Here is a 14,316-nt window from a genome sequence, read left to right as displayed (position 1 = left end):
AACTTTGTTTTAAGATAGTCTATAACTATCTATAAGGCATTAGGGAGCTCTTAATATGACAACTTGCATGTTTCCCGGACAAGGGTCGCAAATCATTGGAATGGGGAAGGCTCTGTTTCCCAAATTTCCACAACATCTTAACTTAGCCAATGAAATCCTGGGTTACGATATGACGACACTTTGCCTGGAAGATCCGAATAAGTTACTGAATAACACCCTTTACACCCAACCCGCACTCTATGTAGTCAATGCACTCTCTTACTTGAAGCGTCAGGAGGAAATCACGGTATTGCCAGATTTTGTTGTTGGTCATAGTTTGGGGGAACTCAACGCGCTTTATGCCGCGGGGGCTTTTGATTTTGAAACAGGCCTACGCATCGTGCAAAAACGTGCTGAACTGATGAGTCAGGCAACGGGCGGTAAAATGGCTGCCGTTCTTGGCTTAAATGAGCAAGCCATTCGCCAGGTGTTGGAACAGCCTGAGCTGCAGCAACTCAGCGTAGCCAATTATAATTCCGACTTGCAGATTGTCATTTCAGGACCTAAATCCAAGATTGAACTCGCGGAAACTTATTTCACCCAAGCGGGAGCAAGTTTATATCTTCAGCTCAATGTAAGTGGCGCCTTTCATTCACCGATGATGGCAGAGGCAGCTCAAGAATTTGAGTTGTTTCTACAAGAATTTAGTTTCTCAGCGCCAATGATCACAATCATCGCTAATACCAGCGGCCAACCCTATGACCAGGATATTGCCAAAACCTTAGCCAAACAAATGACTCATTCCGTATTATGGAATCAGTCGATTCGCTATCTAATGGCTCAAGGAGAGACAATATTTGAGGAATTAGGTCCGCAACAGGTATTAACAGGCTTGATTAACCGCATAAAAAATGGCTTATAGGCAAGATTTTCTTTCATAATTCTTCATCTCATCCGCCCTTCGGGCATCTTCTCCCCTCACTACCATTAAGTTAAGGGTAGTTGTCATTCCCGCGAAGGCGGGAATCTATTTCTAAGAAGCACCGTGCCAATGTAAGGATAGATTCCCGCCTTCGCGGGAATGACAAATTTCCTTAACGCCTTAGGGTATCAGGCACTGCCGTTAAGTTAACGTCAGTTATGGATAAGAATTATTTAAAACCGTTCGCGCTGAGCAACTCAGCCCCTTTGGGGCAAATATCGGGAAAGAACTTCGAACCAGAAACCCCTCATCTATCCTTCAGACACCGTTCTTTGAGAGGTCTGTGCGCAAGCGTCACAGAGTACAAGGCTTCGAGACGGCCTTCAGCCCGAACGGTTCTGATGTATCGTCCTTAACTTAATGGCAGTGAGGGTATCAGGCCCGACCTATTACAAAAAATCTTGTGCCTAATAATTGGCGAGATTTATAGGTTTAGTTGCTATAATCGCGAAAATTTGTAGGTTGGCCTTAACCTCCTAACGCACACTGCCGGTTCTGTCATTCCCGCGAAGGCGGGAATCTATTTCTAAGAAGCACCGTGCCAATGTAAGGATAGATTCCCGCCTTCGCGGGAATGACAAATTTCCTTAACGCCTTAGGGTATCAGGCCCGACCTATTACAAAAAATCTTGTGCCTAATAAGGGTAAATTCATGCGGAAGTATCTAGAAAAACAACGATGGATCCAGTTTGCTACAACCCTTTTATTGTTATTACCGATTCTCAGCTTAGCCTTAAATGCCATTTCTTGGTTGCGCTATGGAATAGATATTCCTGTCGCGGATGAATGGGGTGACTACATTAATGGCACTCTAAATTCCTTTAACCCCCGTATTTTATTCAATACCGTTAATGACACGATGTCCCCCTTATATAGAATTTTTAACGCGCTCTCTTATTATTATTTAGATGCCAATAGTATTGCCTATCAACTCATTTCTATGATTGTAGTTCTTGGTGCTTTTCTATTCTTACAATGGAAGCTGCTAAGCCTGGTACTTCCCAATCAATTAATCAGGGCATCAACATTTAGCCTCAGCTTACTAATACTACAGCCTGATACCTATTGGGGAGGCACTAATGGTGCCTTCATTCAGGCAGTACCGCTGATTTTCAATCTAGCTATCCTTTATATAGTCATGCGGGAACCTTGGAGAGCATCTTTAAATTATTCAATAATTTTTATTTCCGGGCTTTTATCAGGCTTCTCATATATTAGTGGCGCCTTTGGCTCACTAACCCAGAGTTTACTCTTTATTTTAATTAGTCGTTTTATGAATAAAAACGACGGTAAATTTATGTTAAATGCCGGCCTGGTCTTACTGATACCTGCTGTTGTTTCTGTCTTAGCCCAGCTTTGGATTTTACTCGGTGTACAACATGGTGTTCATAGTGGAACAGCCTTTAGCACGCCTATTGAAAAGAACTTTTGGCTTTATATCCTGGGCAAAGTAGCTCGTTCACTCATGTTCACCCCCGAACATCTTCGTCCTGCCTTCGCTATGGCATTAATTGCGACCCTCTTAAGTTTAGTTGCCAGTTATTTGTCGATTAAATTTATAATTAAAAACGCTAAAGCTGAAGCGCTTAAAACAGGAGTTATTTATCTATCGCTGTTCTCTATTATTGCCGTATATCTGTTTCTTGTTGCTGCTGGTCGTGTATACCTCTATCCCGCGGGAAAGATAATAACCAATAGAGATATGTTTGCTTATGGTTTCCCAAGATTCCATTATTTCTGGATAACCCTTTTATGGCCCTGGGTTATTACTGTTTTTTTCTATAGATTTAAGGAAAAAGTTAAGCCTTTTTTAATTACTAATTGTGTAGCTGTATTTTTAATAATCTATGCCGGTGCCCTAAATCATCCACAATATTATGAAGATAACGCTGTGCAACGCTCTAATGGCCTTAAATGTTTAATAGGTCATGGTTCTGTAGATAGTGAACTACTATGTCCAGATTTACATTTTGTTGATCTCAGGAAGGGATTAATCAATGCAGTGATATTAAATGCGGCATTTACTCGTAGTCTTCCCTTTCAATTATCACCAATCCCCTTGGAACAAACATCGCCCTTAGCTTTATTTCGCTTAGAGCCAAGCAATTTCAGCTCAATGGTTGTATCTAATGCAACAGGCCTCATATCAGCTGATAAGACTTATCAGTTTAAAGCGGCTAATGATGATCCACATTTAGTGATTAATATGGGGGATTTCGCGCAAACGCGAAAATGTAGAATCTTGGACGTTGCTGCCTCGATTAAAGTCGCGCAGACGAGTACCGCACAATTATTTTATATCACTCAAGATCAATCTCAGTTCAAAGAGCAATTTTCCCTAGCCACTGAGGTCAAAGCCTCAAATCAATTTGAAACGATTCATTTTACTATTACCAACCATAAGGGATTTAGCAATTTGCTAAGGCTTGATCCGACAAATAACATGCAAGACTTTGAATTGAAAGATCTTGTGGTGAGGTGTCGTTTAAATGATAAAGCGTTTTTCTATGAATAATCGTTTTTCTTTTGATAAATGCAGCCTTTTTATAGCATTCAATTTTATTAATTAACTCATGTTTGTTGAATGAATTTACTTTATGAATGATTTCCTATTGGCGCAATAAGTGGGGGATATTACTTGTTTGGGCTAGTAAGCATTTAGGAAGGTTCCGGTCCTCTATTGACACCTATAGATACTAAAGATGACAAATTCACAACCGTTGATACCAAGCAGTTAGAGAAGAGTGAGTGCTCATTCTTCTCTAACTGCTTAATTTACGGTTTTAGAACACAGCTGGGCGTCAAACCGTAAATTCTGGCGCGGATGGGATTGCTACCCCTACACCCATAAATTCTTCTTTGGCTCTATTTCCTGATCAGACCTAAGCTGTTGATCAGTAGATGCGGGGGCTGGTTTTTTCCAGAAATTAGCATATCGATTCAGAAGTGGCTCTGGAGCTTGTGGTGCATCAATTCTGAAAGACAGTAATAAAGCCTTATTCTCCTCTGGAGTTAGATGCTTTAATACAATTTCCTGTTTATTTGAAAGAACAAGGGTATGCAATCCATTCTCTGGAACCTGCATTAAAAGATGCATAAGATGGTAGAGATCCTTTAGCTGCACACCATCTACTGTTTCAACGATGCTATTTTTAAAACCATTTTCATAGCCTTCGGTGTATTCGCAGTCAAGGATCGTGGATATAACAACCTTATGTTTGACCTTTTCCGTTTTTGAATTCTCAAGTTCTTTTGATAGAGTATAAAGCTCACTCCCGGCCAAACCAGCCTCCATCTTTCTAATATAATCTTTTGAAAGGCGTACAAAAACGAGACCATGAGCTGCAAAATAATCAGATCGCTTATTCTTATCATCTTCATACAGTTCTTTTACCAGCATGCGTGGTTTGTCTAATAGGGGAATTTTTACTGTCAGTATTTCTTTATCTCTCAAAACTGCTAATTCAACTGTTTCTCCAAAAGCATGCATCTGGATTGCATGAGTATACATAATCGGCTCTTTAGACACGGGATGCAGCATTTTTCCGTCCGTCATAACGGGGTATCCGTCAATGGAAAGGATGACATCATTTACCCTTAATGACTCAGCAGCACTGGTACCTTCTTCCGTCTTAATTACTAAAATTCCCAACTTACTATTAACGGAACTGTATTTTTCTCTCAGACAGGGATTTATCATAGGCATAGCACCAAATTTCAAGGAAGGAAGCACCTTAGGATGGGCTAGAAAGTGCTTCAAAATGGGTAAAGGAATTGCTCCAGCAAAACCACTAGTACCCTGCATTACTGTAGGCCCCTGATTAGCGACTCCTACCACCTTCCCTTTGTGGGTGACAGGCCCCCCACTATTTCCAGGTTGTTGTGTAACATCAAGTTTTAAACTAAGCATGGGTTCTCGGCTATGCGCATTTATATTAGTTTCTATACGAGTAATATGTCCCGAAGTTTCCGTAAAGTCTCTGCCGGCAGGAAATCCATGAACCATTATTTCCATTTTGTTATTTTGATTTTCTGGCAAACTATCAGCAAGCGCCATGGGAATCGCCTTGTTCAGAAATTCTGGATTTTGACAGTCTAAGATGGCTAAATCATAGTAATGATTGATTGCAAGAAGTTTAACTTCATATTGAGTAGGATCCTTTGGAAACTGGACGCTAAGATGGGTTATATTGGTTGCACAATGTGCATTGGTAATAATGACTTTTTTCCCTTCGTGTTCAATGACGAATCCTGTACCCACGCCAGTTTGAGTTGAAGCAGACCACGGTGTTTGAAAATCAATTCCTTTTACAGTTATTTTTAATTTTACGACTGACCAATTCAAATCAGCTTTTATTGGTTCGGGAGCAGGACTTATTTCAAATCGGTTTGAATTTAGGGCTTTTGTTGTGCTGAATAGATCAAATCCTTTCTGGAGAAGTTCTCCTTGCATGCTACTGATGGCCTTAGAGACATCATCTTTGTTAACTTCTAGAATGCCAGGTCTTTTTTTCGGTCTTTGATTTTCATCTGAATCAACTTTTCTCTTGGGCCTTCCGTTTTTTTGCAAAAGAGAAGCAGGTGCATTGGTGACGTATCCTGAGGAATTTAATAATTTAAGATTCTGAGCAACATCCAGGTGTTTCAATACCATTTGCTTGTTATCTTCAAAAACAATGGCATGTAGGCCATCCTCCGGTCTCTGATTGAGAATTGAAATTAAATCATTAAAATTCTTTATTGGTTGGTCATTGATAGTTTTAATCACATAATTAGTATACATTTCCAGCCCAAGGGTATCTTCACAGGGTATAACCTTACAAACTGTAAAATATTTGCTTATGTCATCCGATTTTTGAGCCTTTAGTTTTTCTTGAAGCAATAAAAATTGAGGTGATTGTCTTGTATGATGAGGGAAATTTAGACATGCTGCCTCAATGTACTCTTTAGTAAGGGGGACAAATATGACGCCATGTGCTGCAAAATAATCATAATTTTCTAGATTAGTTTTTACTATATGATTTTGATTAATCTTTGTATTTAACTGCGTTGTCACCATTATATCCTGATGCTCCCTTTTTATTTGAAGCCCAAGCATATCTCCCAATCCGTGCATTTGAATCAGATGGTTATAAGAGACAGGTCTTTCATAATCTGGATGCTTGACTGTTCCATCAGTTAGCAAAGAATAGCCATCTATTGCCATCACTACATCACCAGGCCTTAAAGCATCATCGTGAAGGAGTGGATTGGTATCTAAAATCAAAAGAGCGCCCTGATTTTTTTCCACTAATCCGTATTTCTGTTTCATCAAGGGACTTTTTATAAGTTGCATGGAAAAAGGCAGCATGGGAAATCCACCAGGATGAAGAATAAAATGCTGGATTATTGGCAGAGGAATTGCATCTCCAAAACCAAGAGAAAACCCGGTAATTTTACTGTCATGGATAAGAGGCCCTTCATCCATATTATTCTTATTTTCAAATGACAGTTTCATAAATCCCTGGGAATTACTCTCAATACCTCTAATGCGTGCAGGAGACGATGAAATGTAATTGTCATGGATATAGTGAATCTCTCCCTTTGCTCTTCTATTTGGTAATTTATCAGCCAATGCCAGCGGGACAGCTCGCTCTACAAACTCTGGGGCAGAACATTTAAGCAGAGCCAAATTGCAACTGTGATCAATTGTCACTATTTCCATCCTAAGAAAATTTGATTCCTCAGAAAAGTTTCCTTTAACGTGCGTTGCATGGGCGAGCTTAGTTGAGCTGGTCAGAATAAATTTTTCCTGATTTTGCTCGATAATGCAGCCCGTAAGAGTATGCGATGAAATTTGGGTCTTCCATGGCTCCAAAACGGAAGGACGGGTTACAGATGCTGTAATTTTTACAAGTGAACGGGAAAGATCCAGTTCCATTTTTTCCTGTGACATAGGGTACCTATAGATAAAAAAAATTCCAAATGGCTAACCCTGCTAAATTAGTCAGCCTCACAAAATGACATTAAAAAAGTTTTTTTGGCGCTATTTTATTCCAATTTGGACAAAATAAGTTTCACTGCGGTTTGGGCATGTGATCAGAGCCGAAAGAATAGTGCTAAGAAATTAAGTGAAAATTACAGTGACTACGCATTTTGAGAAGTTATCACCCTGAATCAGGGTTCGTGTAAATTTGACCAGTTTGATTTTCAAAACTGTACTTTAAGCGAAATCCGGGAGCAGTGGTCAGACTTCCCGGGTTTCGCTGTAATAGTTTTATCGCTCCTGAAACAAATGCCACTTGATTAAGCTAGATAATTCATAAATAGCAAGGTCTTGGTTTAAAGCCTTTTTATCTAAATCCTTTTGATTCGACCATAAAAAATAATCAGTAGCACCCTCAGGAGCACTTAAAATCGAATAAGCCTCCGACATAATTGGAACATGATCACCATACCAGCAAAAAAGAGTCTTCTTCGATAAGGAATCTAACTTATTCCATAAAACTTGGATCATTTTATCGGCATTAGATAAATGACGCAGATATAAGGTTAAGTCATCACATCCTTTAGGGGGGCTTTGCAGATAAAATTGCTTTTCATCTCCAGGATTAATCTGTTCTAAATGTAAGGGACCATGATTTTCCATGGTAATTATAAAGATGAATAAGGGTTTATCTGTGTATTTATCTAATAAATGACAAACCTTTTCTGCAACAGCAAGATCGCCAATATAAGGACCAATATAATCGTCTTTCTTAAACTGACTAATATCAATGAACTCATCAAATCCCATTAGAGGATAGACCTTATGACGAGAATAGAATTTTTGCGAATAGGGATGGACACAAACCGTACGATAACCTAATTGACGCAGCTCGCTTACCAAGGTAACAAGAGCTTGATTAGTTATCTTCCTGTATGGATTAAATTTATGAACCCCTAATTTATTTAGATCTAAACCAGATAGAAAAGAAAACTCTGTGCGCACCGTGTTAGCGCCCCAGGCAGGGACTTCAACACGACCATACTGTAGCGAAGCAGCTTTTATCTTATCAAAGGCTGCTAAAACTTCTGGTGAAATTCCTGGATATAAACACCTGGCATCAAAAAAAGACTCGCTCTGCACTACAAGCAAATTGGGGCAGGAATGGCTCGGCTTAGCTGGGATTTTCGCTGCTACATTAATGAAACTGTTTTCTCCTCGCTCAGCCATCCTATATGAAAAAAAACTACTCAATAAGCCCTGCTCTAATAAATCTGTAGTTGGATTAAAGGTTGGTAATTGCAAATAACGATAACTACTCATTAATAGTAGAACGACCATTAAAAGAGAAGCGCCTAGCACGGAATAGAAAATCTGAACATTCACTAGCTCTAGTAAGGAGAACTCCATAAGCAGATCAAAATAGACGATGCTAAAAAACAATCCTAGTAGCAGCAAAAAACGCCCTAGCCCCAAATAGGGTAGATATAATCTGGGGTGTTTCATTACAGCCGTAAAATACCCAAGATCCTGAAAGACAAGAACTTCTCTCATTGACCTGTATTTTGCGTTACTAACCAATACCAATAGCAAGAAGATAAGGGCAGCCAAGATCGAAGAAAAATACACGCGGTGAAAAAGCAGCATTATCAAGATGAAAGCAAATAAATACACGCCTGTATGCACTAAAAATGCGGCAAGGGAACGTTGCCATACCCAGCGAGTTTTTGGCTTAAGAAATCGTTCCAGAAAGAACGTTAATAGAAAACTACTGATAATGCATATTAAATAACTCAACACTCAATTATGTCCTATCTGAAAACTACTAAAGCATCTTCTCATAGATACGATATGTTTTATAAGGTTTAGCATTGATGTGCTTTAGAGCAAAATTCATTGACTTATTCGTTTCCAAAATCCAAGAGCACTCTATATTCCCCATCTCTAACTCAGCACAAACCTCACCGTATTTTGCATACAGCATTGAGCCTAGTGGCAAATGACTAAATTTTTTCTTAATGCCTAACAAAGGGATACGCCCTTCCATGTTTATTTTGCGACTCTTTAAATACCATAAAAGCTTGAACAGGCCAGTTGGCAGCAATTTTCCATTAGGGATGGTATGCAGGACTTGATTGATATTAGGCAGGCAGACTGAAAAAGCAGCAGGCTCTCCTTGCACAGTAATAATATAGGCAAGCTTTGAGATAATGATATTTTTTAATTCTTTAATCATATAATGAAGCTCTTCTGCAGACTGAGGGACAAATCCCCAATTATCAGCCCAAGCATCATTGTAGATTTCAATAACCATTTCAGCGTCTTTATAATAATTTTTCATATTAATAGGACGCATAACAATATCGGGGTTATCTAATAATTTTCCCCTTATCCTGCTTATCCGAGGATGAATATTGATTGTTTTATAATCAATTAACCAGGCATAGGTATCGATGGCTTTGCGATGTTCTAAGGACTCGATCAGCTGAGGATAATACTCAGGATTTTGCGTCATCATCAGAAAGGGTTTCGAATCAAAGGCAGAAATCTGCATGCCGCATTCATAGTTCAAAGAAAGATTAACAGGCCCTTTTAATTGTTGTGCATTTTTAGTTCTCGCCCAGAGTTCTACCTCTAAAAACAAGGCAGCAGCTACTTCTGAGCAATTTACAGACTCAAAGAATCCCCAGAAGACTGTTTGCTCCCGGTTATATTGATTATGTCGATGATTTAAGATCGCGGCAATTCGCCCTAGAGGCTGGTTATCCTCATAAGCAATCCACAAAGCCAGTTCTGCCTGTTGATAAAAGGGATGTTTCCTTGTATTCAGCATTTTCGCCACAGTTTGTCGTAGCGGAGGAATCCAATTAGGGTCATGGGCATGAATCGTCCATGGAACAGCAATAAAAGCGCGTTTTTGTACAAAATTAGTTACAGCACGAACAACAATATCTCTATCCCCCATACACTCCTACCTCTCATCATCCTCGTTTACTTTGTTGTTCTCATAGTAGCAAATCTAATGAGGTTTTCCTTTGTGTTAATGTCGTTAAGCAATTCTCTACAGCCATTTTTATAGAGGACTTAGAATAGAAACCACCGTTTATTTGAGTTGTATGAATTACAGTATTACGAAATCGCTGATAGAGTTGTGCGTTTGGCTTTATAAGGGTGCCCCAAAAATCATCCAAAGCGCCTTGAAAGGTTAAATCGGGTAAATTATAAATTGCATCTGCAAGTGCGATAGTTGGGCAACCGAGTCCTAAAGCAAAAGAGCCAACCGTACTATTCACAGTGATCACTCCTAAGGCCTCTTGCACTAAGCAATTTAAATCACCACTTTCAAGATAAACAATTCGATTCTCTAAGCAGAGCTCCTTAGCTAATTTTTTAATGACGGCAGCATAATTGGTTAATCCATAATCTAAGGGATGATTTTTAATAACTAAGCTCGTATTGGCAGGCACATTTTTTGCAAAAGAGGTCATTACCGTCAAAATAACTTCGCTCATATTACTAAAGGAAGAATGAGAGGTGATTTGCGCATCATCACTTATTTGCAAAGGTAAAAAAAAGTAAGGAACACCCTCCTCCAATAATTTTGCTATTTTTTTCTTAGCTTCCTGGCGTTCTTTTATAAGTAATTGAGAGAACCTTCGAGCGTAGGCCATACCAGCGACAACTGCGATTACTCCTTTGTGTGTCTTGTACTTTGAAAACAATATAGGATTAGAGATACCAGCTAGACGATAGCAAACATCGTGCACAACACGGGCCCTAAATGACGGAGAAAAAGCAACGCCATCTTGATACTCTGGCACATGCTTACCAACCTCCCAAAACCATTTAGAACAACGAGGTAAGCGCGAATTTTTATTAACCCCTCCTTGCTCTAAGGTAACCCAATAAGGCCTAAAATACCCTTCTTCAAAGACATGGGTACGGATACCTGGTGTTATTGCACAGCTTGTAGCCACTTGATGGATAGGTCGACAGTCACCAAAAAGTATTTGATCAGTAATGGCAAATTGGGAATATTTTTGATTTAAATAATCAGGAAGATCTTTGATATCTTGCCGATATGACCAAGCAGAGCGAGTTCCCCAATAGGCAAGATCACCACCATTAAAATTAATTTTGAAAACAGAATGCCCTTGTTCCTGAAGCTTATCGCCTAAGCGTGCAAAAAAAGGAGAAGCAACCCCTTGAAGCAGCAAAAATCTACGTTTACTCATCTTCGTTAGCTACCTACTTATACAAAGGAAATCGCTCACTTTATTCAAGATAACGTCCTGTAATATTTGGGGATGTTTACAGAAAAAACATATAAAAATCCGAAAGGATGGAAATCTAACTGATACGATAAGAATATTCAAGATACGCAGGATTCATAGCGATTTAAAATGTAATTAACAAAGACAGCTGGCAGCAAGTGACTCATTCTAGTAAGCCAATACAGGGGGCGAGGAAAGGCAATACATGCTTTATTGCGAGAGAGCCCTTTTTTGATGACTTGCGCGGCTTTCTCACTGGATAACAGCAAAGGTTTGGGGCCTGATAATTTTCTAGACATATCAGTATCTACATAACCAGGATAAATAACAGAAACATGGATATTATATCGCTTTAACCAGGCTCTTAATGATTGAGCGTAAATACTCAGATAAGCTTTGGAGGCACAATAACTTGGGGACTGAGGCAAACCTCTTAAAGCAGCTAGTGAGCTCATGAACACAATTTGGCCTGATTTTCTTTTGATCATCCGGTTAATGAGCGGATTGATTGTGGCAAGACTTCCTTGCACATTCACACGTAAAACCTCCTCTCTTAAGCTTTCATCCTCCATTTGCCAACCTTCGCTGAGAGTACAAGAAACTCCGGCATTAGCAATGACTAAATCAATGGGATATTGCTCATCTATTTCTACTATAAAATTCTTTAAAGAAATATCGTCAGAACAATCTATGCATTGAGTCAGAACTCTTGCGTTTTTCGCTAAACAGCGCTGAGCTACAGCGGATAGCCTGTCCCTATCCCGCGCTAATAAAATTAAATTAACGCCCTCCTCCGCATAAATTAAGGCAAGTTGCTCACCAATTCCTCGACTTGCCCCTGTAATTAAAATATTTCTTCTTGCCATCGTGTTCATAGAAAAGAGCTAATTTCAAAAGTGTATTGTAAAAGACAGTTTGCGACAAAAATATTAAAGACTATTGAAGAAATTTGTTTTTTAGCAATCCCCCCCCAAATATTCTAATTCCCGCGGCTTGACCTATAGGTATCTACACAAGTGTTTGTAATAGATCAGCTCTGTCCCCCTAAGCCACGTCATCCGGAGCGCAGCGAAGGATCTCCTGAATGGGGCGCGGTGCTAATCCCAGAGATCCTTCGCTGCGCTCTGGATGACGTAGTGTTGAAACAAGGAGGGACGTGACCTTATTACAGACATTTGTGTAGATACCTATAGGTCAAGCCGCGGGGATTAGGAGTTAGTAGTACAAAGGCAATCTAGCCAGATCTGTGGTGAACTTAGCATGAGTAATATAGAATGTGCTTGGATTTTAGAGGTCACTAGGCCAATGAACTCAGCTATCGCGTTTATGCAAAATCGCTTGAGGGACAACCGTTGTTATGAACAATTTAAGTATTTTGGAAAGTTTAGATCAGCTTATTAGAAAAAAACCCGATCTTGCCTTATATCGCTTTATAGAACAGGACGGCACTGTTCAGGAAATTACGCCAATCATGGTTGATTTCCAGGCAAAAAAAATAGCAGCCCAGCTACAAGCTCATGATAGTTATCAAAAGCCAGTTATTATTCTCTATGAACCAGGCTGTGAATATATTTTTGCCTTGTTTGGCTGCCTATATGCCGGAGCCATCCCTGTTCCCGCCTATCCACCCTTAAACGAGGAGATGGCTTCAACCTTAAAAAAAATAATAGATAACTCACAGACCAAGCTATTTTTAACCAATCAAAAAATTAAGACGAATTTACGTAAATTAAAATTATTTAGCCCACTGATTTCTCTCCTAGGGACTAAATTAAATCCTGCTCTAATCAATGTGTCGCGACAGTTAAATCAATTAGAAATAATTAATACCTCAAGAATCGATGACAAGCACCATGCTGCCTATGTCAAGCCGCAGATCACCAGCGATGAAATTGCTTACATTCAATATACTTCCGGTTCCACCAAAAGTCCCAAGGGAGTAGTGATTAGACATAGCAATCTGCTGGCTAATTTAAGTCAATTAAAAGAGGTCGCTCATTTTACTGAAAAAGATATCTATGTCTCCTGGTTACCCCCCTATCATGATATGGGATTGATCTCAGGTATTTTCCTTCCCTTATACGGTGGGTTTAGAGCTGTGCTTTTTTCGCCCATTTCCTTTTTACAAAAACCTGCTCGTTGGTTACAGGCTATTTCTACTTATCAAGGCACTGTTTCAGGCGGCCCCGATTTCGCCTATAAAATGCTGACAAACAAAGTAACTGCTGAAGAGATTGAAGGAATTGGGCTCAGTAGTTGGCGCCTAGCATTTTGTGGCGCAGAAACAATAGAGCCAAACACTTTTACTAATTTTCATAATAAATTTTCTGACTACTCCTTAACCGAAGATATTTTTACACCCTGTTATGGTTTAGCCGAGGCAGTCGTCTACGTTTGCAGTCTGCCATCAACTGCAAAATCTTATTATAAAGAGTTTAATAAACAGCTGCTTATAGAGAAACATATTGCAGAAATAGCAACTGACTCTAGTGAAGCACAAAAAATAGTGAGCGTCGGTTTTTGCCCTGCTGGTGCTCAGGTAATCATTGCTGACCCAGAAACCAAAGAACCTCTAACCGATGGTCAGATTGGTGAGTTATGGTTTTATGGTCCTAATGCTGCCCGCTCTTATTGGAATAACTCAGAAGAATCAGAACAACAATTGAATGCGCAACTTAAAGAAAAGAGCCCTTTCAACTATGTACGCACTGGCGACCTAGGCTTTAAATACAAGGAGGAGCTGTTCATTACCGGTAGGATTAAAGATTTAATTATTATTAATGGCTTAAATCATTATTCGCAAGATATTGAAAGTTCAGTGAAAACAGGGCTTGGAGAAATAAAATTAGGTAACATTGCTGCTTTTTCTGTAAGAACAGAAATTAGTGAGAACTTGATTATTTTGGTTGAGATAAAAAGCAAACTGAACACAAATCTATCTTTATTACGCCAAACCATTCGCGAACTTATTATTGAAAAGCATTTTATCTCGCCACAAAATATCTCTTTTATTGCAGCCAAAACACTGCCAAAAACAACGAGCGGTAAGTTAAAGCGCATCCAATGCAGAGAAGATTATCTCAACAATAAATTTAATTTCTTAGAAAGCGAATAAA

At 39.3% G+C, this 14,316-nt stretch carries 8 protein-coding genes; 3 read left to right on the top strand and 5 right to left on the bottom strand.

All coding sequences use genetic code 11. The annotated features are described in order from the left end of the window. The first annotated feature begins 55 nt into the window (after positions 1–55). Positions 56–901, top strand: a complete 846-nt coding sequence (gene fabD / locus BN1094_RS06875) for an ACP S-malonyltransferase (protein WP_043873528.1) — start codon at positions 56–58, stop codon at positions 899–901. Between the two features lie 712 nt (positions 902–1,613). Continuing rightward, positions 1,614–3,476, top strand: coding sequence for a hypothetical protein (locus BN1094_RS06870; RefSeq protein WP_141650434.1), 1,863 nt, complete (start codon positions 1,614–1,616; stop codon positions 3,474–3,476). A 324-nt stretch (positions 3,477–3,800) separates the two neighbouring features. Here the strand turns inward: BN1094_RS06870 and BN1094_RS06865 are convergent, their stop codons facing one another. From BN1094_RS06865 to BN1094_RS06845, 5 genes are all read right to left on the bottom strand, one after another. Then, a complete protein-coding gene (locus tag BN1094_RS06865; RefSeq protein WP_043873526.1) occupies positions 3,801–6,896 on the bottom strand; it encodes a PDZ domain-containing protein in 3,096 nt (1,031 codons plus the stop codon). Positions 6,897–7,217: 321 nt separating this feature from the next. Beyond that, on the bottom strand, positions 7,218–8,726 hold the full coding sequence (locus BN1094_RS06860; protein ID WP_043873525.1) for an LTA synthase family protein: 1,509 nt from the start codon (positions 8,724–8,726) through the stop codon (positions 7,218–7,220). A gap of 25 nt (positions 8,727–8,751) precedes the next feature. Further along, positions 8,752–9,891: a hypothetical protein gene (locus tag BN1094_RS06855; RefSeq protein WP_043873524.1), complete on the bottom strand. Its 1,140-nt coding sequence runs from the start codon at positions 9,889–9,891 to the stop codon at positions 8,752–8,754. A gap of 40 nt (positions 9,892–9,931) precedes the next feature. Further along, complete coding sequence (locus BN1094_RS06850) at positions 9,932–11,161, bottom strand: capsule biosynthesis protein (RefSeq protein WP_043873523.1); 1,230 nt, start codon at positions 11,159–11,161, stop codon at positions 9,932–9,934. A gap of 137 nt (positions 11,162–11,298) precedes the next feature. Next, entirely contained in the window at positions 11,299–12,066 is a 768-nt protein-coding gene (locus tag BN1094_RS06845) for an SDR family NAD(P)-dependent oxidoreductase (RefSeq protein ID WP_052403169.1), read from the bottom strand. A gap of 491 nt (positions 12,067–12,557) precedes the next feature. Here BN1094_RS06845 and BN1094_RS06840 point away from each other — a divergent pair, with 491 nt between their 5' ends. Then, positions 12,558–14,315, top strand: coding sequence for a fatty acyl-AMP ligase (locus BN1094_RS06840; protein WP_043873521.1), 1,758 nt, complete (start codon positions 12,558–12,560; stop codon positions 14,313–14,315). The last annotated feature ends 1 nt before the right edge of the window (position 14,316 follow it).

Origin of the sequence: Legionella massiliensis, assembly GCF_000756815.1 — a bacterium.
Classification (GTDB): Bacteria; Pseudomonadota; Gammaproteobacteria; order Legionellales; family Legionellaceae; genus Tatlockia; species Tatlockia massiliensis.
This window is presented reverse-complemented; position numbering and strand designations above follow the sequence as displayed.